At 73.1% G+C, this 21,354-nt stretch carries 23 protein-coding genes and 1 pseudogene; 10 read left to right on the top strand and 14 right to left on the bottom strand.

All coding sequences use genetic code 11. The features are described from left to right. Positions 1 to 4: 4 nt before the first annotated feature. Both ACFV9Q_RS05295 and ACFV9Q_RS05290 read right to left on the bottom strand, forming a co-directional pair. The gene (locus ACFV9Q_RS05295; protein ID WP_377233495.1) at positions 5 to 433 is read right to left on the bottom strand and encodes a VOC family protein; all 429 of its coding nucleotides are present in this window, start codon (positions 431 to 433) and stop codon (positions 5 to 7) included. Positions 434 to 498: 65 nt separating this feature from the next. Further along, positions 499 to 1,128, bottom strand: coding sequence for a DUF6928 family protein (locus ACFV9Q_RS05290; protein WP_377233494.1), 630 nt, complete (start codon positions 1,126 to 1,128; stop codon positions 499 to 501). Positions 1,129 to 1,256: 128 nt separating this feature from the next. On the opposite strand from ACFV9Q_RS05290, the gene ACFV9Q_RS05285 reads away from it, so the two are divergent. Further along, positions 1,257 to 1,811, top strand: coding sequence for a DUF6912 family protein (locus ACFV9Q_RS05285; protein WP_377233493.1), 555 nt, complete (start codon positions 1,257 to 1,259; stop codon positions 1,809 to 1,811). Positions 1,812 to 1,853: 42 nt separating this feature from the next. Here ACFV9Q_RS05285 and hisN read toward each other — a convergent pair whose 3' ends face one another. The 3 genes from hisN to ACFV9Q_RS05270 all read right to left on the bottom strand — a co-directional run bounded on the left by hisN (position 1,854) and on the right by ACFV9Q_RS05270 (position 4,748). Then, positions 1,854 to 2,654 (bottom strand): histidinol-phosphatase, encoded by an 801-nt coding sequence (gene hisN, locus ACFV9Q_RS05280; protein WP_377230397.1) that lies wholly within the window; start codon positions 2,652 to 2,654, stop codon positions 1,854 to 1,856. Positions 2,655 to 2,760: 106 nt separating this feature from the next. Further along, complete coding sequence (locus ACFV9Q_RS05275; protein ID WP_377233492.1) at positions 2,761 to 4,062, bottom strand: CpaE family protein; 1,302 nt, start codon at positions 4,060 to 4,062, stop codon at positions 2,761 to 2,763. Then, complete coding sequence (locus ACFV9Q_RS05270; protein ID WP_377233491.1) at positions 4,059 to 4,748, bottom strand: hypothetical protein; 690 nt, start codon at positions 4,746 to 4,748, stop codon at positions 4,059 to 4,061. The genes ACFV9Q_RS05275 and ACFV9Q_RS05270 overlap by 4 nt, the downstream gene beginning before the upstream one ends. Positions 4,749 to 4,943: 195 nt before the next feature. On the opposite strand from ACFV9Q_RS05270, the gene ACFV9Q_RS05265 reads away from it, so the two are divergent. After that, positions 4,944 to 5,162, top strand: a complete 219-nt coding sequence (locus ACFV9Q_RS05265) for an AlpA family transcriptional regulator (RefSeq protein ID WP_020016485.1) — start codon at positions 4,944 to 4,946, stop codon at positions 5,160 to 5,162. 99 nt (positions 5,163 to 5,261) lie between these two features. Here ACFV9Q_RS05265 and ACFV9Q_RS05260 read toward each other — a convergent pair whose 3' ends face one another. Then, entirely contained in the window at positions 5,262 to 5,816 is a 555-nt protein-coding gene (locus ACFV9Q_RS05260; protein WP_377233490.1) for a hypothetical protein, read from the bottom strand. A 279-nt stretch (positions 5,817 to 6,095) separates the two neighbouring features. On the opposite strand from ACFV9Q_RS05260, the gene ACFV9Q_RS05255 reads away from it, so the two are divergent. Together ACFV9Q_RS05255 and ACFV9Q_RS05250 are read left to right on the top strand one after the other, a co-directional pair. Continuing rightward, entirely contained in the window at positions 6,096 to 6,875 is a 780-nt protein-coding gene (locus tag ACFV9Q_RS05255) for a hypothetical protein (RefSeq protein ID WP_377233489.1), read from the top strand. Between the two features lie 57 nt (positions 6,876 to 6,932). Beyond that, complete coding sequence (locus ACFV9Q_RS05250; RefSeq protein WP_377233488.1) at positions 6,933 to 7,613, top strand: Rv3235 family protein; 681 nt, start codon at positions 6,933 to 6,935, stop codon at positions 7,611 to 7,613. Positions 7,614 to 7,643: 30 nt separating this feature from the next. Here the strand turns inward: ACFV9Q_RS05250 and ACFV9Q_RS05245 are convergent, their stop codons facing one another. Then, a complete protein-coding gene (locus ACFV9Q_RS05245) occupies positions 7,644 to 8,282 on the bottom strand; it encodes a nucleoside/nucleotide kinase family protein (protein ID WP_377233487.1) in 639 nt (212 codons plus the stop codon). Beyond that, positions 8,273 to 9,157 carry a PfkB family carbohydrate kinase gene (locus ACFV9Q_RS05240; protein WP_377233486.1) on the bottom strand — a complete coding sequence of 295 codons (885 nt, stop codon included), beginning with the start codon at positions 9,155 to 9,157 and terminating at the stop codon, positions 8,273 to 8,275. Before ACFV9Q_RS05240 ends, ACFV9Q_RS05245 begins: the two co-directional genes overlap by 10 nt. A 55-nt stretch (positions 9,158 to 9,212) precedes the next feature. Here ACFV9Q_RS05240 and ACFV9Q_RS05235 point away from each other — a divergent pair, with 55 nt between their 5' ends. Further along, positions 9,213 to 9,830, top strand: coding sequence for a DinB family protein (locus ACFV9Q_RS05235; protein ID WP_377233485.1), 618 nt, complete (start codon positions 9,213 to 9,215; stop codon positions 9,828 to 9,830). On the opposite strand, the gene ACFV9Q_RS05230 is transcribed toward ACFV9Q_RS05235, so the two are convergent. Then, entirely contained in the window at positions 9,794 to 10,597 is an 804-nt protein-coding gene (locus ACFV9Q_RS05230) for a MerR family transcriptional regulator (RefSeq protein WP_377233484.1), read from the bottom strand. The genes ACFV9Q_RS05235 and ACFV9Q_RS05230 overlap by 37 nt on opposite strands. Positions 10,598 to 10,723: 126 nt before the next feature. On the opposite strand from ACFV9Q_RS05230, the gene ACFV9Q_RS05225 reads away from it, so the two are divergent. Then, a complete protein-coding gene (locus tag ACFV9Q_RS05225; RefSeq protein ID WP_377233483.1) occupies positions 10,724 to 11,242 on the top strand; it encodes a hypothetical protein in 519 nt (172 codons plus the stop codon). Here ACFV9Q_RS05225 and ACFV9Q_RS05220 read toward each other — a convergent pair. Both ACFV9Q_RS05220 and ACFV9Q_RS05215 read right to left on the bottom strand, forming a co-directional pair. After that, positions 11,199 to 11,630, bottom strand: a complete 432-nt coding sequence (locus ACFV9Q_RS05220; protein ID WP_377231504.1) for a DUF779 domain-containing protein — start codon at positions 11,628 to 11,630, stop codon at positions 11,199 to 11,201. The genes ACFV9Q_RS05225 and ACFV9Q_RS05220 overlap by 44 nt on opposite strands. Positions 11,631 to 11,727: 97 nt before the next feature. After that, positions 11,728 to 13,251 carry an aldehyde dehydrogenase family protein gene (locus ACFV9Q_RS05215; RefSeq protein WP_377231505.1) on the bottom strand — a complete coding sequence of 508 codons (1,524 nt, stop codon included), beginning with the start codon at positions 13,249 to 13,251 and terminating at the stop codon, positions 11,728 to 11,730. 242 nt (positions 13,252 to 13,493) lie between these two features. On the opposite strand from ACFV9Q_RS05215, the gene ACFV9Q_RS05210 reads away from it, so the two are divergent. Then, positions 13,494 to 15,167: a von Willebrand factor type A domain-containing protein gene (locus ACFV9Q_RS05210; protein WP_377233482.1), complete on the top strand. Its 1,674-nt coding sequence runs from the start codon at positions 13,494 to 13,496 to the stop codon at positions 15,165 to 15,167. A 271-nt stretch (positions 15,168 to 15,438) separates the two neighbouring features. On the opposite strand, the gene ACFV9Q_RS05205 is transcribed toward ACFV9Q_RS05210, so the two are convergent. Beyond that, positions 15,439 to 16,071 (bottom strand): hypothetical protein, encoded by a 633-nt coding sequence (locus tag ACFV9Q_RS05205; RefSeq protein WP_377231507.1) that lies wholly within the window; start codon positions 16,069 to 16,071, stop codon positions 15,439 to 15,441. Positions 16,072 to 16,360: 289 nt separating this feature from the next. Here ACFV9Q_RS05205 and ACFV9Q_RS05200 point away from each other — a divergent pair, with 289 nt between their 5' ends. Together ACFV9Q_RS05200 and ACFV9Q_RS05195 are read left to right on the top strand one after the other, a co-directional pair. Further along, positions 16,361 to 17,665, top strand: a complete 1,305-nt coding sequence (locus tag ACFV9Q_RS05200) for a transcriptional regulator (protein ID WP_377233481.1) — start codon at positions 16,361 to 16,363, stop codon at positions 17,663 to 17,665. Positions 17,666 to 17,756: 91 nt separating this feature from the next. Then, a complete protein-coding gene (locus tag ACFV9Q_RS05195) occupies positions 17,757 to 18,650 on the top strand; it encodes a sulfurtransferase (protein WP_377233480.1) in 894 nt (297 codons plus the stop codon). 4 nt (positions 18,651 to 18,654) lie between these two features. On the opposite strand, the pseudogene ACFV9Q_RS05190 reads toward ACFV9Q_RS05195, so the two are convergent. Beyond that, positions 18,655 to 18,965: pseudogene (locus ACFV9Q_RS05190) on the bottom strand (DUF3175 domain-containing protein). Between the two features lie 65 nt (positions 18,966 to 19,030). Here ACFV9Q_RS05190 and ACFV9Q_RS05185 point away from each other — a divergent pair. Continuing rightward, positions 19,031 to 19,486: a SufE family protein gene (locus tag ACFV9Q_RS05185; protein WP_377233479.1), complete on the top strand. Its 456-nt coding sequence runs from the start codon at positions 19,031 to 19,033 to the stop codon at positions 19,484 to 19,486. Positions 19,487 to 19,565: 79 nt separating this feature from the next. Here the strand turns inward: ACFV9Q_RS05185 and metG are convergent, their stop codons facing one another. Then, the gene (gene metG / locus ACFV9Q_RS05180; RefSeq protein WP_377233478.1) at positions 19,566 to 21,284 is read right to left on the bottom strand and encodes a methionine--tRNA ligase; all 1,719 of its coding nucleotides are present in this window, start codon (positions 21,282 to 21,284) and stop codon (positions 19,566 to 19,568) included. Positions 21,285 to 21,354: the final 70 nt, after the last annotated feature.

The following is a 21,354-nucleotide window of genomic DNA, read 5'->3' as shown; positions in this document are numbered from 1 at the left end:
CGCGTCAGGGCTGGAGGAACATCCAGCGGTGCCCCTCCAGGTCCTCCGCCCGGTACGACCGGCCGTACGGCGCCTCCTCGATCTTCGAGAGCACGCCCGCGCCCGCCGCCTGGGCGTGGGCGAGATGGGCCTCGACGTCGTCCACGTGGACCAGCACGCCGTCGATCACCCAGGGTGTCGACAGCCACGCGTCCGCGGCCCGGCAGTGCTTGCGGTGCTCGGCCGGGCCCTCGTAGGACGCGAGCTCGGACAGCATCAGGCGACCGCCGCCGGCGTCGAGCTCGCCGTGGGAGAGGTGTCCGTCGTCGTCCAGCCAGCGTTCCGCCTCGGTGAAACCGAAGGCCTCGATGAGCCAGTCCATGGCGGACACGCCGTCCTGGTAGGACAGCATGGGGACCACCCCGGTCGGACGGGCAGTGGTGGGTTCGGGCATGACGACCTCCTCGCTCTCGAACAAATGTACGAGTCATTCGGAGATCTGTCGAGCGCTCGGCCCGGTTACACCACCTGGAAGCCGAACAGCTCCACGGCCCACGGGTCCAGGCGGCCGGCGGACGGGCCGCCGTCGTCGGCCCCCTCCATGTTGAAGCCGAAGAACTCGCTCAGGGCGTGCTCCCCCAGCTCCAGCGGGTGGAACGGGAGCGCGTAGTCGCCTCTGGCGGGATGCTCGCCCGCCCAGAACGGCTGCTCGAAGGCGAGCCGCTCGCCCGTGTCCTCCAGCACGCCGTCGTCCGGCGAGAGGCTGAGCGAGCGCACGAGCACACCGTCCCGCCACACCGCGAAGGCGAACCAGTCCACGACGCTGTGCATCGCGTGCAGGTACAGGGTGCGGCCCATGCTGGCGTCCACCAGGTGGGCCGGCAGCTGCGAGGGCCGGTCGAGCATGAGGGCCTGGTCGCACAGGACGTCCACCTCGGGCGTGGACAGCGCGCAGGCGCGCCCCTCGGGCGGGAACACCGCGTCCCCGAGGTCCCAGGGCTCCTCGCCGTCCGGCCGGATCCGGGCCGGCGGCCACAGCAGGCCGAGCAGCTCGGCGGCGCTCGCCTCGTCGGCGAAGTCCGCCGCACCCGTCAGGCCTGTCGCCACGTCTCCGTCCGCGTACACCAGCATCGCGGTCTTGGCACCCATCTCGTCTCCTGCCCTCGGCTGCTACCACTACCCGCGGCGTCCCGCCCCGACGCCGGACACGAGAGTACGGGGACTGGGTGACACCGCCACTCCACTCGCGCGAGCTCGACACACGGCAGACTGAGCACATGCGCATCTACGTGCCCGCCACGCTCGACGAGCTCGACGCCGTCTCCCACTCCACCGCCGCCGCCCGCTGGACGGTCGCGCCCCGCCGGGCCCACGCCGTGACCAAGGAGCTCGAGGCAGCCCTGCCGGACGAGGACGCCGAGGGCCTGGAGTACGTCGCCGCGCTCAACGCCGCCGACGACTCGCTGGCGCTGATCGCCGGCCGCACCGACGCCCCGCACCAGCGCGTGATCATCACGGTCGAGGTCCCGGACGCGTCCGTCGGCCCCGTCGTTCCCGGCGGTGCGGACGACGACGAGCCCGTCGCCTCCGAGGTCCAGGTGACCAGCACGGTCGAGCAGGTGGCGATCGTCTGCGTGCACGTCGACGAGCCGGAGGCCGCCGCCGACATCGCGGACGTGCTCGCCGCCGCCGACGAGGAGAGCGACGCAGAGACCACGGCCGAGGTCGGCGAGGAGTCCGACTCCGCGCTGGACGAGGCGCTGCAGCGCGTCACCGACCGCGACCTGCTCTGGTACGACTGGAGCGAGATCAAGGACGTCCCGCGCGGCTGACGAGGTCGGGGGCTGGTCTGGGGGCGGCGGCGGGGCCCGTCGTCAGCCCAGGAAGTCGAGCGCTTCCTTGTGCAGCTTGCCGTTCGTCGCCACCGCGTTCCCGCCCCACGGGCCGGGCCTGCCGTCGAGCGAGGTGAAGGTGCCGCCGGCCTCGGTGACGATCGGCACGAGCGCCGCCATGTCGTAGACCTCGAGCTCGGGCTCCGCCGCGATGTCGACGGCGCCGTCGGCCACCAGCATGTACGACCAGAAGTCGCCGTACCCGCGGGTGCGCGCGCACGCCCGGGTGAGGTCGAGGAACCCGTCCAGCTTGCCGCGCTCCTCCCAGCCGCCGAGGGACGCGTAGCTGAACGACGCGTCGGCGACGCGGGAGATACCGGAGACCGACATCCGCGACGCGGACGCCATCGACTTGCCGGTCCACGCACCCGAGCCCTTGGCCGCCCACCAGCGCCGGCCCAGGGCGGGCGCGCTGACCAGGCCCACCACGACCTCGTCGCCGTCGGCGAGCGCGATGAGCGTGGCCCACACGGGGACGCCGCGCACGAAGTTCTTGGTGCCGTCGATCGGGTCGACGATCCAGCGCCGCGCGCCGCTGCCCGCGGAGCCGTACTCCTCGCCGACGATGGCGTCGCGCGTGCGCGCGCGGGCGAGCTGGCCCCGGATGAAGTCCTCGGCTGCGCGGTCGGCGTCGGACACGGGCGTCAGGTCCGGCTTGGTCTCCACCTTGAGGTCGAGCGCCCGGAAGCGGGACATGGTGATGGAATCGACCTGGTCGGCGATCACTTGCGCCAGACGCAGGTCGTCGGCGTAGTTGTCCTTCGTCACGGCGGCCACGGGCACAACCTAGCGCCGGTTGCGAGGTTTCCGTCGCCGAGCCGCGCCGGGCGGGCGGATTGTTACGCGCGATGTGCCTCGCACGGGGGCACCGAGCCGCCCGGGTCGCCCCTCAGACCGCCGCGGGCACGAGGTCCCGGACCCGCGTCGCGAGGCCCTCGAACGCGGCCCGCGCGGGCGATCCCGGCGCGCACTCGGCCAGCACCCGGCCCGCCAGCAGCGCGGCGTCGAGCCCGGCCGGATCGTCCGGCACGAGGTGCGCGTCGCCCACTCCCCCGTAGCGCGCGAGGGCGTCGCGCACCTGGGCCTCGGCCCGGCGCCCGACGGCGGAGGCCCGCACCCGGTTCACGACCACCACGCGTGCCGCCGGGATCGGCACCGCGGCGTCCCGCAGGTCCTCCAGGCCCCGCACCAGCCGCTGCAGCCCCACGGGGTCGGCGCTGCCGACCACCACGACGACGTCCGCGGCCTGGAGCGCGCTCAGGGTCGCGCCGTTGCGCTGCGGGGCGCGCGTGTCGTACATGAGCAGCTCGTCGGCCTCGAGCACCGGCCCGCAGTCGACCACCGTCCAGGCCGCGAGCTCGCGGCAGGCCTGGAACACCACGTCGAGCGAGCTGGCGGGCAGCTCGGGCCAGCGGGACGCCCGGGTGATGCCGGTCAGGACGCGCACTCCCGGCAGCACCACCGGGGCGTGCCCGGCCAACGTGCGCGCGTCGAGCAGCCCCTGGCCGGCCGCGCGGGCGGCGGCGGCCAGGCCGGGCGCGTCGTCGAGCAGGCCGAGACGGGAGGTCACCGAGGAGGCGTAGGTGTCGGCGTCGGCCAGCACGACGGTGCTCGCACCGAGCGCCGGGGACGCCGGGCGCGGCCGGCGCAGCAGGCCGGCGCGGCGCGGCGCGGTGGCGCCCACCCCGGCGAGGGCGGCGGCGAGCTCGATGGCGGTGGTGGTGCGGCCGGGCGAGCCGGCCGGGCCCCAGACGGCGACGAGCGCGCCGGGCCGGGTCCCGTCGTCGGGCACGGCCACCGGGCCGGCGGGGGTGACCGCACCGTCGTCGTGGGCCGAGCCGTCGCCGCGGACCGCGGCGACGAGGTTCTCCGCGTCCCCGCCCGCGACCACCACGTCGCAGCCCAGGCCCGCGAGCCGGGCGGCGGGCGTGGCCGGGTCCTCGACCACGACGACCCGCAGACCCGCGGCCCGCAACCGCGCCACCGCGTCCCGGTCCAGGCCCGGCAGGTCCCCGGAGACGACCGCGGCCGTGCCGGCACCCGCCTCGGCCGCGGCCAGGAGCTCGGCGAGCTCGGCGCACCGCCGGGAGATGGTAGTCCGCGGCTGCGCGCCGAGCACGGTCACCACCGCCGCCTCCTCCTCGGGCGCCTGCACCGCGACCAGGACGGTGACCGTCCGCTCCTCGCTCACCGGACGCCGCCCGCCACGGGCACTACGGCGACGGTGCCGGTGTCGGAGAGCGCCGCCAGCACGGTCGGCAGGGCATCCTCCGGGACCAGCACGTGCAGCGTCACCGTGCCGTCCACGACGATCGCGCCGTCCTGCGCGTCCACCTGCTCGACCACCACGTCCTCCGCCAGCGTGACCGGCTCCGGCCGGGCCGCGCCCGCCTCGGGCGAGACGGGCGCGTCGGGGACGAACCACAGGTCCACCACGACGCCGGCCCGGATCCGGTCGGACAACCCCGAGGCCACGGGGACGGCGACCGAGCGGACGGCGGCGTCCGCGCCGAGGGCCGTCAGCGGCACCAGCTCGCCGTCGTCCACCACGCGGAGCACCACCAGGTCCGCCGGCAACGGCTCGGCGGCGGACAGGTAGTGGCCCGTCCCCGACCCGAGCCGGACGTCGACCGTGCGTAGCGAGTCGACGGTCAGGGGCGCACCGGGCGTGAGGGCGCCGTCGGCCACGAAGACCGGGACGGTGCGGCTCGCCGCCGAGACCACCCAGGAGCCGGAGGCCACGGACAGCGCGACGATGACGAGCCCGGTCACGAGCCGCGGGTCGCGCCAGCCAGGCCTGCGCAGCCTGGTCGCGACCGGCTCGGGGAGGCCCTGGTCCCGGACTGCGGGCGCCGGGGCGGCCGGGGCATACGTCATCTCGGTCCTTCCGCGTACTTTGGTGGACTTTGGGTAGGGCGTCGAGTACAAGTTGAACCCCGAACCCGCGTGGAATGACGCACAGCCTGGGCAGAGCGCCGGAACCATAGTGATCGAACGCCGCCGATCCGGCATCAGATAAACACTTCTTGTGGATAACCCCCTCATGTCGGTGTCTCGTGCCACACTGTTCCCATGGAAAAGCGCTTTCTCTCTCTGGCGGATGTGGTCGAGACCCTCAACATCTCGATGGCCCAGGGCTACGCACTCGTTCGCACCGGCGACCTTCCCGCCATCCAGGTGGGGCCCAAGAAGGTCTGGCGTGTCGAGGCAGCCGAGCTCGAGTCGTACATCGAGCGTATGTACGCAAAGAGCCGTGAGCGGCTCAAGGGATCTGCGGCCGCTGACGGCTGAGCAGACGGCTGAAAAGCCGCGTCGTACACCGACGGGACCGGCACACTCCATACGGGGTGAGACCGGTCCCGCTGTCCATTTCCGGGCATTCCAGTCGGTTTAGGGTGCCTCGCTCACGACCAGCAGAGCGGTGAAGGGAACCAGCCGGGTTCCGCGACCGTCGAGCAGGTCGACGTCCAGGTGGTCCTGGCCGACGCGCGCGATCCGCCCCGCCCACACCCCGCTCAGGGTGCGCACGGCGACCCGGGCCCGGTCCCGCTGCAGGCTACGCAGTACCGGCCCCAGCCCGTGGGAGTCCCGCCGCGACGTCGCGGACGTCGCCTGACGGGCCAGCCCGTGCACCGCCGCCACCGCGGCCAGCGGCACGAGGTGCTGGCTCACCGGTTCCGGCCGGACACCCTGGAGCAGCACCCACTCGTCCGCCGCCTCCAGCAGGACGCCGCGCAACGGTGCGCCGTCGAGCAGCTCGACCGTCACCACCGCGCCGACGACGGCGCGGAACCTGTCGGCGAGCGTCATCGTCGCGTGCTCGGCGCGTGTCAGCTCGGACACGAGCGCGTCGGTCTCCGCCACCACCTGTGCGCGTGCCTGCGCCTCGAGATCGCTGAAGAGCGCCTCCCAGCGCGTGGGGCCGGCCGGGCGCACGGATGTCATGGAGACACCCTGCGCCATCCACAGGCATCTCGCCCTCCGGTGGACACCCTCCTGACGCCCCTGTTGAATAACCATCGCCGGACGACATCAAACGACATCACCGATGCCGTCCGAACGCGTAATGTCTGGAATCGAACCGCAGCAGGGGGAAACATGTTGACGCACGCCCTAGAGCACGCACCGGCTGCCGACCGCCACGACGACAGCCGGGGTCCGTCGCACGCGGGTCGCCCGCCCGGCGGCTGCCCGGCCCCGGACACGTCCCCGGCCTCGGACGCGGTGACCGGAGGCACCTGGAGAGGGCTCCTCGGGCTGCTCGCCGTCGCGACGGCGCTCGTCGCGACGTGCGGCGTGCTCGGTATCCGCACGTGGCAGGTGGGGTCCGGGCTCGGCGCCGCGCTGTTCCCGGTGGAGGACGTCGTCGAGCTTGCGACGGTCGCCGTCGGCACCGCGGTGGCCGGCTGGACGGGCGTGCACGCGCTGCTCGCGCTGGCCTGCGTCCTCGCGGACCGCCGCGGCAGGCGCTGGGCGGCGGCCGAACGCACCGTGGCCCGCCATGCCCCGGCCGTGATACGGCGCCTGGCCCGGGTCGCCGCGGGCGCCGGGCTCGGCCTGGCGCTCACCGCGCCGACCGCGATGGCCCTGCCCACCGGCGGCGTCCCGGCCGCTGACGAGGGGCCGGCGGTCGTGCTCGACCTCGGCTGGCGGCCGACGAGCACCGTGGACGGGGAGCCGACGGGCCGCCCGGACCGGGCGGCCGCCTCGGACGCCTCGGACGCCTCGGACGCGGGGTCGACGCCAGAACGGGGGTCCGAGCAGGCCTCGCTCGTTGATCGGGGCCGGCACACGGGAGTGGGCAGGGAACCGGTGGTGGTCGAGGCAGGCGACACCCTGTGGGCGATTGCCGCCGACGGGCTCGCTGCCGACGGGCTCGCTGCCGACGGGCCGTCCGACGCCGAGGTCGCCGACGCCGTCGTCCGGTGGTACGACGCCAACCGCCAGGTGCTGGGCCCCGACCCGGACCTGATCCGGCCGGGCACGGTGCTGCACCAGCCTTGAAGTCATCTGACCCATCGCACCCGCCCGCACCCGCATCCGCGTCCCCAGGAGATCCGTATGACCACGCTCGACAGCCCACCCGAGGCAGCACCGGCACCTCCTCGACCCGGCCCGGCCACGCCGGCCCCGGCCCCCGCTGCGGATCGCCTGACCGGACCGGCCGCGCCGTCCCGCACCCGCCGCACCGCCCCGCGCCCGGCCACCGGGGCGACGGCGCCGCCCGCCCAGCTACCCGCCCAGCGGCCAGCCGTGCCGCCGGCTGGACCGGTCACCGGGCCCGGCATCGGCCGGCGGCTGCGCCGCATGCGCATCGGCGGCACCCCGTACCCCGAGCTGCAGAACGCGGCGGCGGCTCTGGAGGCGCTGTCGGGACGGCCGGTGCCCGAGCCGGACCCCACCCTGCCCGACCCCACCGCGCAGGTCTGCCGCGTGGTCCGCGCCGCGGTCGAGGTGCTGCGCGGTGAGCGGCCCGCCGCCCAGCTTGCCCGCTGGGTGACGCCGCAGGTCTACGACCAGCTGCTGGAGCGCGGCCGGCTCATGCGGGAGGCCCGGCAGGTACGGCCGCCACGGCCCAAGGCGCACCCGGCCGCGGTGCGGCGCGTGCGGCTGGTCCGGCTGGGCGCCACGTCCGCCGAGGCGACGGTGATCCTGCACGACGAGGGGCGGGTGCGCGCCGCGGCGGTGCGGCTGGAGGCGCGGCGCGGGGTGTGGCGCGTCGCGGTCCTCGAGATCGGCTGAGCGGGTGGGGCAGACAGCCGTGACGGCGGGCTAGATCCAGTCCACGACGAGGTCCGCGGCGTCCCGGGTGGTGGCGATGAGATCCGCGTTGTGCTGGTCGGAGCCACGGGCCCACGCCTCGGCGTCGGGCAGTGGCTTGCCGAACGCGTGGTGGCGCGCGACGAGGCGCCGCAGACGCTCGGCGTCGGGCAGGTCGACGTACCAGACCTCCGCCATGCGGGCGCGTGCGGCGGGCCAGGCTCCGTCGGCCGCGAGGAGGTAGTTGCCCTCCGTGATCACCAGGGGCTCGTCGGCGACGACGGTGCCCGCAGCCACGGGCTCCTCGATCTCGCGGCGGAACTCCGGCGCGAAGACCTGCGGGCTGCCCGGCCGACGCCCCGCGATCCGGTCGATCAGCGCGGCGTAGCCGGCGTCGTCGAAGGTGTCGATCGCGCCCTTGCGCGCGCGGCTGCCGCGGGCCTCCAGCACGGCGTTGGACAGGTGGAACCCGTCCATCCCGACCACCACAGCGGTGCCGGGCGCCAGCCCGTCGGCGAGGGCGGCGGCCAGGGTCGACTTCCCCGCGCCGGGCGGGCCGGTGATGCCGAGCACCCGCGCCTCGCCCGCACGGACGGCGTCGGCGGCGAGCCGCGCCGCGCGCTCGACGAGCTCGGCGGTGGTCAGGCGCACGCCGCGTACTCCAGCCAGGACCGGGGACCGACGTGCTGCACGCGGATGGACGCCACCCGGATCGCCTCCTGGACCGCGGACTCCAGCCCGGCGCCCTGGGCGAGCGCCACGCACAGGGCGCCGTGGAACGCGTCGCCCGCGCCGAGGGTGTCGCGCACCGAGACGCTCGGCACGTAGGTGGATCCGTCCCGTCCGTCCTTGTCGCACCAGGTCACGGGCGCGGATCCGTGCGTCGTCACGACTGCCCGGGGCGTGGCGGCGCCGTCGGGTGCGCGGAAGTCCGCGGACCGGGCGGCGACGTCGGCCGCGCCGAGCAGGTCCGCGAAGACGGGGCGCCAGCGGCCGGCGTCGAGCACGATCAGGGGCCGGGGTTCGAGCGCGAGCGCGTACGCGAGCACGCTCCGCGCCAGGTCGGGGTGGTGCCCGTCGAGCAGGACGACGTCGGGCCGCGGCAGGGTGTCGAGCTCCGCGCACGTCACGTCGAGGCCGTTGGTGAGGGTGGCGTCCGGCGAGACGACCGACCGGTCGCCGGTGACGTCGTCGACCAGCACGGCCGACACGGCGATGGGGATCTCCCGGCCGCCTGCCGTGTCGTGGATCTCGACCCCGTGGTGCTCCAGGTCGCCCCGGGCGGCCGAACCCACCGGTCCGGTGCCCATCGCGCTGATCAGGAGCGCACGTGCCCCGAGCGTCGCCGCGATGACCGCGGCGTTCGCCGCGGGGCCACCCGCGGACACGTCCTGGCGCACGGCGGTGATCTTCTCGTCAGGCCCCGGCCGGACGGCGCTGCGGTGGATCACATCGAGCGTCGTGAGACCTGCAAACCAGCAGGTCACCGGGGGTTTTTGCGGAGATTCGGCTGCGGTGTCGCGCATGGGGCAGAGGCTACCTTTGAAACTAGGTGTCAGAGACCGGGCGTACTGTCCGAACATGACGACGACGGAGCCGACCATACCGCCGACGCCGCCTCCTGTGGGGTGGCGCGACCTCCTCCTGGACCAGCTCTCGTTCTACTGGGAGTTCCACCTGTGGCCCCGCCTGGAGGGGCTCACCGACACCGAGTACCTGTGGGAGCCCACGTCGCCGGCGTGGAGCGTGCGCGCCGGGGCCGACGGGGTGCCCCGGCTCGAGCAAGAGGTGCCCGAGCCGGAGGTCCCGCCGGTGACCACGATCGCCTGGCGCATGGTGCACGTCGGCCGCGACGTCTTCGGGCGGCGCGCCCGGGCCCTGTTCGGCCCGACGGACGCGCCGCCCGACGCCGACATGTTCGACGCGCGGCACTGGCCCGAGGCCCCGGTCACGGCCGCCGGTGGCCTGGCCATGCTCGAGGAGGGCTACCGGTCGTGGCAGGCGGGCATCGCAGCGCTCGACGACGAGTCGCTGCTGCGCCCGATCGGCCCCAAGGGTCTCGCCTACGCCGAGTTCCCGATGGCGGCGCTGGTGACCCACCTCAGCCGTGAGGCCATGGCGCACGGCGGCGAGATCTGCCTGCTGCGCGACCTGTACCGGGCTCAGTACGCACCGTCCGCGTCGGCCGCGGCGGGATAGGCCCGCTCCGCGAACACGCGCAGCGCGTCCCGGACGAACGTCGCGCCCTCCGTGCCGCCGTAGTTCGCGGCGAACCGGTCGTCCGCCACGTACATGTCGGCCAGGCCCAGCAGGTACCCGCGGTCGGGCAGCGGCTGGGCCGCGCCGGGCGTGCCCGGCACGGACACGAGCCACTCGGCGTGCCGGGCGGCCAGGGCCTGCGCCTCGTCCGAGGCCGGGTCGGTCCCCGCCGCCGCGGCGTCGGCCCAGTCCTTGCTGAGCGCCGCGACCCGCCCCTTCCACTCCTGCTGCTCCTGCGGGCTGAGCCCGCGCCACCACGCGTCGCTCTTCTGGTACGCGTCGCGGCCCCAGCGCTCGGTGACCTCCTGCTCGTACTGCGTGTGGTCGAAACCGTCGAACATGTCCTTCGCCATGATGCTCTCCCTGGTGGTGTCCGGGTCCTTCTCGAGATCCGCGACGGTCCGTTCGACCGACGCGATCTGCCGGGCCAGCCGGCCCTGCTCCGCCCGCAGCGACACGAGGTGCGTGCGCAGCGCCTGCGCCTCGTCCCGCTGGGCGTCGAGCACCTCGGCGATGGCGCCGAGGCCGAGCCCGAGATCCCGCAGCAGCAGGATCCGCTGCAGCCGCACCAGTGCGGTGCGGTCGTAGCGGCGGGGGCCGGCGTCCGTCGTGCGGACGGCGGGCAGCAGGCCGACGGCGTCGTAGTGCCGCAGCGTCCGGCTCGTGACGCCGGTCAGCCGCGAGATCTCCTGGATGGACCATTGCATGTTCACCACCGTAAAGGTTGACGTCGCGTCAACTTCAAGCCTTCTCTCTTTTCGGCTAAGAGCAGCCAACAAACTGAACCTGTGGATAACTCATGTCCAATGGCATCCTCGTCCAGACTCGTCGTCATGACAGCATCGAGCGAGATCATCCCTGGCCACCCACTGGTCGACGACGCGGCACTCCTCGCCTTCGCACACCTCCTGCACGGCGGCATCCGGCCGCGGCGCCGCACGCTGTGGTTCGCCCTGCTCGACGGCGAGCGCCGCCCGCTGCCGATGCTCGTCCCCGTGGACCTGGTGCCGGAGCTGCCCGACCCGGTCGGGGTGGGCAACCTGGGCCGGGCCTGGCACGAGGTCCTGCGGGGCGAGCCGGGCGCGTCGGTGGTGGTCCTGCTGGAACGCCCCGGCCCCGGTGACCCCTCCTTCGAGGACCGGGCCTGGCACGTGGCCCTCCGGTCCGCCGCCGCCGAGCACGGGCTCGCGGTGGCCGCGTTCTTCCTCGCCACGGCGGACGGCGTCGCGGCGCTCGCCCCGGAGGAGGCCCCGGCCCCTGACGGCGCCCCGACCGCGGACCGCACGCCGACCGGAACCGAACCCCGGATCAGGCCCCGATGGCCTCGAGCCGTTCCCACTCGTCGTCGGTGAACAACCGCGACCGGATGAGGAACCGCACGCCCTCAGGCGCCTCGACGCTGAAGCCGGCGCCACGGCCCGGCACCACGTCGATCGTCAGGTGCGTGTGCTTCCAGTACTCGAACTGGTTGCGGCTCATCCAGACCGGCACGGTGAACGACCCGGCCTCCGCGGCCGGGATCGCGAGGTCGCCGAGGTGCACGTCGGCGTCCCCGGTGATGAAGTCGCCGTCCGGGTAGCACATGGGCGACGAGCCGTCGCAGCAGCCGCCGGACTGGTGGAACATGAGCTCGCCGTGCTTGTCCCGCAGGCGCACGAGCAGCGCGGCCGCGTCGTCGGTCACCGCGACCCGTGCGGCAGGTGGCCCGGTCGCGGGGGCCGGGCGGACGTCGTCGGACATGGAACCTCCCAGTGCTCGAAGCCGAACCGGACCGCCGGGCGGGAGGCCGGTGACGTACCGGCCCAGGCCTCCCGCCCGACGTGCTGCCCCCGCCGGCCTAGAAGAAGCCCAGCTTGTCCGGGGAGTAGCTGACCAGCAGGTTCTTGGTCTGCTGGTAGTGGTCGAGCATCATCTTGTGGTTCTCGCGACCCACGCCCGAGCCCTTGTAGCCGCCGAACGCCGCCGCGGCCGGGTAGGCGTGGTAGTTGTTCGTCCACACGCGGCCGGCCTCGATCGCCCGGCCGGCCCGGTAGGCGGCCGCGCTCGACCGCGTCCACACGCCCGCGCCCAGCCCGTACAGGGTGTCGTTGGCGATCTTGATGGCGTCGTCGTAGTCCGCGAACTCCGTCACCGCCACCACCGGCCCGAAGATCTCCTCCTGGAAGATCCGCATCTCGTTCTTGCCCTCGAAGATCGTGGGCGTCACGTAGTATCCGCCCGCGAGGTCGCCCTCCAGCTCGGCCCGGTGCCCGCCGGTGAGCACCTTGGCGCCCTCCGCCTTGCCGATGTCGAAGTAGCTGAGGATCTTCTCGAGCTGGTCGTTGCTGGCCTGGGCCCCGATCATCGTGTCGGTGTCCAGCGGGTTGCCCTGCTTGATCGCCTCGGTGCGCGCCACGGCGTCGGCCAGGAACGAGGTGTAGATGTCGCTCTGGATGAGCGCGCGCGACGGGCACGTGCACACCTCGCCCTGGTTGAGGGCGAACATCGTGAAGCCCTCCAGGGCCTTGTCGTAGAACTCGTCGTGCGCCGCGGCGACGTCGCTGAAGAACAGGTTGGGCGACTTGCCGCCCAGCTCCAGCGTCACCGGGATGATGTTCTGCGACGCGTACTGCATGATCAGGCGGCCCGTCGTGGTCTCGCCCGTGAACGCGATCTTGCGGATCCGGGACGAGCTCGCGAGCGGCTTGCCCGCCTCCGCACCGAACCCGTTGACCACGTTCACGACGCCCGGCGGCAGCAGGTCCGCGATGAGCTCCATGAGGTACAGGATCGACGTCGGCGTCTGCTCCGCCGGCTTGAGCACCACGGCGTTGCCCGCCGCGAGCGCCGGAGCCAGCTTCCACACCGCCATCAGGATCGGGAAGTTCCACGGGATGATCTGGCCGACCACGCCCAGCGGCTCGTGGAAGTGGTACGCGATGGTGTCGCCGTCGATCTCGCTGATCGACCCCTCCTGGGCCCGGATCGCGCCCGCGAAGTAGCGGAAGTGGTCGATGGCCAGCGGCAGGTCCGCGTTCAGGGTCTCGCGGACGGGCTTGCCGTTCTCCCAGGTCTCGGCGACGGCGAGCTCCTCGAGGTGCTCCTCCATGCGGTCGGCGATCTTGTTCAGGATGATCGCGCGCTCGGTGACCGACGTGCGCCCCCACGCGGGCGCCGCGCCGTGTGCGGCGTCGAGAGCCCGGTCGATGTCGTCGGCGTCGCCGCGGGCGACCTCGGTGAACGTGCGCCCGTTCACCGGGCTGGGGTTCTCGAAGTACTGGCCGTTCGCCGGGGGCACGTACTCGCCCCCGATCCAGTGGTCATACCGGGGCCGGAAGCTCGCGATGGCACCTTCGGTACCTGGGGCTGCGTACACGGTCATGGTCTGCCTCCTCGCAGGATCTCGCGCCCGCCCCGGGATGCCCGACGGCGGAGCCACGCCCCGGGCACACCGGTGCGCCCGAGTGCGGCGAGATTAGGCGGCGGAGCGTTGCATCCGCGTTGCAACCCGACCGTGACCTCGTGGGAGCAAGCCCGGCGGACGCCGGCACAGATGGACAGACAAGGACAGATCGCCGGGCCGACCGTGCCCGTGCGACGAGCCGACACCGAGGAGAAGTCCCCATGAACCTCGCACCACGCCGCCCCGCCCCCGCGGTCCCGCTGACGGTCCCGCTCGCCGCGGCGCTGTCCGTGGTGCTGGCGCTCGCGGGCTGCACCGCGCAGGACGGCGGGTCGGACTCCGGCGCGGAGACGACGACCCAAACTGCCCCCGACACGGCCACCGTCCCCGACGGCGCGCAGGCCCTGGACGGCGCGTCGGCCCCCGAGTCGCGGAGCGACCAGGCGTTCGTGCCGCCCTACCCGGAGCCCTACCCCGAGCCCGGCCCGGTCGACCCCGGGGGCGAGGAGTACGACGAGTCCCCCGAGTCGCCGTTCCTGGACGTCGCCACGAGCCCGCTGTCCACGTTCTCGGCCGACGTCGACACGGCGTCGTACTCGAACCTGCGCCGTCAGGTGAACCAGGGCGTGGCGCCCGAGGGGGTGCGCATCGAGGAGCTGGTCAACTACTTCGACTACGACTACGACGCGCCCGCCGCCGGGGCCGAGCACCCCTTCTCGGTGACCACCGAGGTCGCGCGGGCCCCGTGGAACCCGGAGCACCAGCTCGCGATGGTGGGCGTGCAGGCGACGGAGGCGCTGCCGACGTCGGAGGGCAACAACATCGTCTTCCTGCTGGACGTGTCCGGGTCCATGGACGAGCCGAACAAGCTGCCGCTGCTGGCGGAGTCGTTCGCTCTGCTGGTGGAGCAGCTCGACGAGCGCGACCGCGTGTCGATCGTGACGTACGCGGGCGACAACCGGGTGGTCGCGGACTCGGTGCCCGGCTCGGAGCACGGCGTGCTGGTGGACCACCTGCGGTCGCTGCGGGCCGGCGGGTCCACGGGTGGCGCGGCCGGCCTGACGACGGCGTACGAGCTGGCCGAGAAGAACTTTGTCGAGGGCGGCAACAACCGGGTGATCCTGGCGACCGACGGCGACTTCAACGTGGGCCCGTCCTCGCCCGCGGAGCTCACGACGCTGGTCGAGGCGGAGCGGGCGTCCGGGGTGTACGTCTCGGTGCTGGGCTTCGGCATGTACAACCTGAAGGACAGCATGATGGAGGCGATCGCGGACCACGGGAACGGCAACTACGCGTACATCGACACCCTGGCCGAGGCGCGCAAGGTGCTGGTGGACGAGTTCGGCTCGACGATGTTCGTCGTCGCCCAGGACCTGAAGCTGCAGGTCGAGCTGAACCCGGCCGCCGTCGGCTCGTACCGGCTCATCGGGTACGACAACCGGCGCTTGGCGGACGAGGACTTCGACGACGACACGAAGGACGCCGGCGACGTGGGCGCGGGCCACTCGGTGACGGCGTTCTACGAGCTCGTACCGGCGAGTTCGGACGGCGATACGGACGGCGGCCTGAAGTACTCCGACCGGGAGGTCGGCACGAGCGACGACTTCATGACGGTGCACGTGCGGTACAAGTCGCCGGACGGCGGGCCGTCCGGCGCGAGCACCGAGGTGGAGTTCCCGGTCGGCGCCGCCGCGTACACGACGACGCCGTCGGCGGACTTCGAGTTCGCCTCCGCGGTCGCGGAGCTCGGGCTGATCGCCACGGACTCGGAGTACCAGGCGCAGGCGAACCTCGACGGGGCCCGCAGCCGGGCGGCGGGCGCGCTGGGCGCCGACCCGTACGGGCTGCGGGCGGAGTTCGTCGACCTGGTCGACGCCTACCGCGAGATGGGGTGAGGGTGGGGTGATCTCGACGCGGTACCGCATCTGTCACCCGGCGCGCTTTCGACCAACCGGATCGAAAGACATACAGAATGCGCTGGAGATAGTTTTACCACCGACGAACCGTCCGGGAATTTTCGACCGAACGCGTTTCAATGCCGAATTCGAATCCGCACCGGCCGCGCGCCACCCGGGAATGACGCCGGACGCCGATCTTCGCGCTTTCGGTCCCCGAGGTCGTTCTCGAGGCGGACCGTGCGCTCCGGGCGGCCGGCGGTCGGCGGGGTCAGGAACCGTCGTGCGACGTGAGGATCGTGCGGTTGCCGACCGGCTCGCGGGTGTCCAGCGCGCGCTGCGCGCCCTGCGACTGCTGCACCATGTCGACGGCGACGCGCAGGTCCTCCACGGCCCAGTCGAGCGAGGTCTCGATGTGGGTGGCCTGGGCGAGCAGGGTGCGGGCCTGCGTCACCGACGTCGGCGGGGCGTCGGTCAGCCGCTGGGCCCCGGCCTGGCGCGCCTCGGCGAGCGCCTGGGCGAGCACGTCGCGGGTGGCCGGGTCCGCGACCTGGCCCTCCGAGTGCTCGTAGACCCGCTCGGCCGTCTCGAGGACGGCGGCGAGGTCGTGCGACCGGGCTGAGGTGCTGGTGACCTGGGTGTCGATCTGGGCGGTCAGGGTGAGGATGTGTCCGTTCTCCTCGGCGCGGGCGGACATCGACCAGAGCGTGATCGCGACCGCCAGGCACGTGATGATCGCGGCGCCGAAGGTCCACCGGCGGCGGCCACGCGCGCCGGCGAGGTCGAGGCCGGCACCGGGTTCGAGCGGCGGCGCGGGGGTGTCGAGCGCGGGCAGGTCAGCGAGCTCGATCGCGGGCAGTGCGGGGCTCGGACTGTCTCCGGCCGGTTCATCGGTTCCAGACATCTGCGATTCCGGTCTAGCTAAAGCGACGGTGTTCAACTCTTCCCCCAAAGAGAGTTCTCATGAAAACTATCTGTCGGACGCGAAGCCCGTTTAACTACCGGCACTATTGACGCTAAGACTACTTTCCGTGGTGCGCGCGGCGAGACCGTAATGCGACTGTGATCTGTGGATAACCATCCTGAGACGGTGGAAAACTTGGGGATCACGGTGGACAACTTGTTGATGAACTTGGTCCGATGCCTACACTGGCGTGGTTCGACGACGACGTCGGGACAGGGTGAGGGGCAGCATGCAGCAGGTGCCACACCGGGACGCGCGCTGGGTTCGCGCGGCATATGAGAGCTTCGTCAGTTCCGCCGGCTCGCTGGAGCCCGACGGGATCGACCCGATCGTCGCGGCGTCGTGGCGACGGAGCCTGCGCAACGGTGTGGACCCCGACCGGCCGAGCGCGGTGACGGTCGCGGCGTCGGACGAGCTGGACGAGTACCGCAGCGCCCATCCCCTGGCCGTCGCGATGCCGCTGGTGCGCGACCTGGTGGGCGGTGCGACGGGTGACGGCCTGGTGGTCGCGGTGTCCGACGACGTCGGCCGCCTCCTGTGGGTCGAGGGCCGCGGGCAGGTGCGCTCCGCCGTGGACGGCGTCGGCTTCGTCGAGGGCGCGCTCTGGCGCGAGGAGTCCGTGGGCACCAACGCGCCCGGCACCGCGCTGGCCACGCGCCGCCCCGTCCAGGTGCTCGGCGCCGAGCACTTCGCGCGCCCCGTCCAGCGGCTGAGCTGTACCGCGGCACCCGTGCACGACGCGGCGGGCGGCATCCTCGGCGTCCTCGACCTGACCGGGGGCAGCGCCGCCGGGTCGCACGTCGCCCGCGCCCTGGTGCGCGCCACGGTCGCCATGGTCGAGCGCGAGCTCGCGCTGCGGGCCGCGGCCGCGCCCGGGACGGACGCCGGGCACGCGCCCTGGGTGGCCGACGTCGCCCCGGTCGGGGACCCCGGGACGGCGGGCGGCGCCTCCGACCGCGCCCCCGACCTGCGCCTGCTCGGCACCCCGACGCTGCGCGGCCGCCGCCTCTCCCTGCGGCACGCCGAGATCCTGCTGCTGCTCGCCGAGCGGCCGCGCGGCCTGAGCGCCGAGGAGCTCGCCGTGCTGCTGCACCCGGGCGACCTGTCGCCGGTGACCGTCCGGGCGGAGATCTCCCGCCTGCGCCGGGTGGCCGACGGCGTGCTCGACGGCCCGTTGCTCGCCGGGTCCCGCCCCTACCGGCTCGCCCGGATGCTCCGGTCCGACGTCGACACGGTGCGCTCCCGGCTGCGCCGCGGCGACGTGCGCGGCGCCCTGTCCGCCTACCCCGAGCCGCTGCTGCGCCGCTCGGTCGCGCCCGGCGTGGAGCGGCTGCGGGAGGAGCTGGAGGCCGAGGTCCGGGCGGGGGTGCACGCCTGCGACGACGCGGTCGCCGTCGAGCAGTGGACCGCCCGCGACGAGGGCGTGGACGACCACACTGCCTGGACCCGCCTGGTCCGGCTGGCCGAGCCCGGCGGACCGCAGGCCGCCCGCGCGCGGGCCCACCTGGGCGTGCTGGAGCGACGGTTGTCCTGAGCGGCACCGGCGGGATCATCCGGGGCCCGCCCCGTGTTCCTAGACTCGACAGTGCACGGACTCGACAGTGCACGCCCATCGAGGAGGAACCATGCCCGCTCCCATCGACCCGTCGGACAAGATCGCGCAGTACGCCCACCCCGAACGGCTCGTGAGCACGGCGTGGCTGGCCGAGCACCTCAAGGACCCGGGCATCGTCGTGGTCGAGTCCGACGAGGACGTGCTGCTCTACGAGACCGGGCACATCCCCGGCGCGGTCAAGGTCGACTGGCACACCGAGCTGCAGCACCCGCAGATCCGGGACTACCTCGACGGCGCCGCGTTCGCCGCCCTGCTGGGCGCCAAGGGCATCACGCGCGACACGACGATCGTGCTCTACGGCGACAAGAACAACTGGTGGGCCGCGTACACCGCCTGGGTGTTCACGCTGTTCGGGCACCAGGACGTGCGCCTGCTCGACGGCGGCCGTGGGCTGTGGAGCGCCGAGGGCCGCGAGCTCACCACCGACGTCCCCGCGCCCGCCCCGGTCGAGTACCCCGTGGTCGAGCGGGACGACACGACGATCCGCGCCTTCCGCGACGACGTGCTGGCGCACCTCGGCAGCGGCCCGCTCGTCGACATCCGCTCCCCGCAGGAGTACACGGGCGAGCGCATCGCCATCCCGGACTACCCCGAGGAGGGCGTGCTGCGCGGCGGCCACATCCCGACGGCCCGCAACGTCCCGTGGGCCACGGCCGTGGCCGAGGACGGCACGTACAAGACGCGCGCGGAGCTCGACGCGATCTACACGTCCGGCCTGGGCCTCGACCCGGACGACGCCGTGGTCACCTACTGCCGCATCGGCGAGCGCTCCAGCCACACCTGGTTCGCGCTGACCTACCTGCTCGGCTACACGAACGTGCGCAACTACGACGGCTCGTGGACCGAGTGGGGCAACGCCGTGCGCGTCCCGGTCGCGACGGGCTCCGAGCCGGGCACGGTCTGACGGGTCAGGCCCGGCCGAAGGCCTTGCGCAGCTCGTCCTTGGCGCGTTCGAGCACCTCGCGCTGGTCGGCGTCGAGGTCCTTGCCCGCGCGGTTGACGTAAAACGTCAGCATCGACATCGCCGAGCGGTACGGGGAGCTCTTGCGCCGGTGGCCTCGGCCGACCTCTTGAGGGACCGGGCGATCCGCGCGGGATCGGCCCAGGTGAACACGCCCTCCTCCAGGTCCAGGGCGTCGCTGCCCTCGGTGACGCCCTGCGACCAGCGGTCGGGACCGCCGTCCGGCACCTTGTTCCCTGCCCTGTTGTTCCCGGCCATACGGCCACGCTACGACGCCGTCCCGCGGCTCGCCCGGGCCGCCGCGACGGTGAAAGGATGAACGGATGAGCACCGACGACGTCGAACTGCCCGAGGCTCTCGCCGAGCTGCGGGACGCCTTCCTGGAGACGCCCGAACGGGACCGGCTCCAGCTTCTGCTGGAGGTCTCGCGCGAGCTGCCCCCGCTGCCCGAGAAGTACGCGGACGCGCCCGAACGGCTGGAGCGGGTGCAGGAGTGCCAGTCCCCCGTCTACGCGTTCGCCGAGGTGGACGACGCCGGAGTGGTCACCTTCCACGCCAGCGCACCGGAGGAGGCGCCCACCACGCGCGGGTTCGCGTCGATCCTGGCGCAGGGCCTGACCGGGCTCACGGCGCAGCAGGTGCTCGACGTGCCCGAGGACTACCCGCTGCAGCTCGGCCTGACCAAGGTCGTCAGCCTGCTGCGCCTGAACGGCATGGCGGGCATGCTGACCCGCGCCAAGCGCCAGGTCCGCGAGCAGCTCGCGGCCGCGCAGGTCTGACCTGGTCGGCGCCGGCCACAGCGACGTCGGCCGCCAACCCGGCCGGCAGCCGCAGCCGGCGACCCTCAGCCCGCCGGGCTCAGGACTCGCCGCCGCCGAAGCGCTCGCGGTAGCCGTCCAGGTCGTCGTCGCTGATCTTGGCGAACAGCACCGGCGGCACCGTGAACGCGGTCCCGGCGGGCACGGCGTCGAGCGACGTCGCGGCCTCGGGGGTCACCCAGGTCGCGGTGTCGCCGTCGAGGGCGAACACGGCGCGCAGGGTCGCCGCCGTCTGCGGGACGAACGGCTCGGAGACCACCGCGTACAGGCGGATCAGGTTCATCGCGGTGCGCAGCGAGACCGCCGCCGCCTCCGGGTCGACCTTGACCTGCTTCCACGGCTCCTTCTCGACCAGGTAGGCGTTGCCGGCCGACCACAGCGCGCGCAGGGAGTTCGCGGCCTTGCGGTACTGGAGCGCCTCCAGGTGCCCCTCGTACTCGGCCAGGAGCCGGGACACCTCGGCGCCGAGCTTGTCCTCGGCCTCCCCCGGCTCGCCGCCCGCGGGGACGGTCTCGCCGAACCGCTTGGCCGAGAACGTCAGCACCCGGTTGACGAAGTTGCCCAGCGTGTCGGCCAGATCCTTGTTCACCGTGCCGGCGAAGTGCTCCCAGGTGAACGACGAGTCGTCGGACTCCGGGGCGTTCGCGATCAGGTACCAGCGCCAGTAGTCGGCCGGCAGGATCTCCAGCGCGGCGTCGGTGAAGACGCCCCGCTTCTGCGACGTCGAGAACTTGCCGCCGTAGTAGGTGAGCCAGCTGAAGCCCTTGACGTAGTCGACCATGGTCCACGGCTCGCGGACGCCGAGCTCCGTGGCGGGGAACATCACCGTGTGGAACGGGACGTTGTCCTTGGCCATGAACTGCGTGTAGCGCACGTCGTCCGCCTCGTACCACCAGGACTTCCAGTCCCGGGTCTCGCCCGCGGGGGCGGCGTCCGCCCACTCCTGGGTGGAGCCGATGTACTCGATCGGGGCGTCGAACCAGACGTAGAAGACCTTGCCGTCGGCCGCGAGCTCGGGCCAGGTGTCGGCCGGGACCGGCACGCCCCACTCCAGGTCGCGCGTGATCGCGCGGTCGTGGAGGCCCTCGGAGAGCCACTTGCGGGCGATCGACGTCGACAGCAGCGGCCAGTCCTTGCTGTTCTGGTCGATCCACGCCTCGACCTCGGCCTGGAGCTTGGACTGGAGCAGGAACAGGTGCTTGGTCTCGCGCACCTCGAGGTCGGTCGAGCCGCTGATCGCCGAGCGCGGGTTGATCAGGTCGGTCGGGTCCAGCACACGGGTGCAGTTCTCGCACTGGTCGCCGCGCGCCCGGTCGTAGCCGCAGTGGGGGCACGTGCCCTCGACGTAGCGGTCGGGCAGGAAGCGGCCGTCGACCGGCGAGTACACCTGCCGGATCGCCCGTTCCTCGATGAAGCCGTGCTCGTTCAGGCGCCGCGCGAAGTGCTGCGTGGTCTCGGCGTTCTGCGTCGAGGAGCTCCGACCGAAGTGGTCGAACGACAGCCCGAAACCGTCGTAGATCTTCTTCTGCGTCTCGTGCGCGCCCGCGCAGAACTCCGCGACGGGCAGGCCCGCCTCGGCCGCCGCCAGCTCGGCCGGCGTGCCGTGCTCGTCGGTGGCGCAGATGTACAGCACGTCGTGGCCGCGTTGGCGCAGGTACCGCGCGTAGACGTCGGCCGGGAGCATCGACCCGACCATGTTCCCCAGGTGCTTGATGCCGTTGATGTACGGAAGCGCACTGGTGACAAGGTGGCGAGCCATCGCTGGATGCTCCGATTCTGAGGTGTGGATCTCGGGTCCGGACGGGTAGTCCGGCGGGCTCGCGGGGCGA

This window comes from Promicromonospora sp. NPDC059942 (assembly GCF_042731755.1).
GTDB lineage: Bacteria > Actinomycetota > Actinomycetes > Actinomycetales > Cellulomonadaceae > Promicromonospora.
Note: the sequence above shows the minus strand (reverse complement) of the source record. Positions and strands in the feature narration are given on the sequence as shown.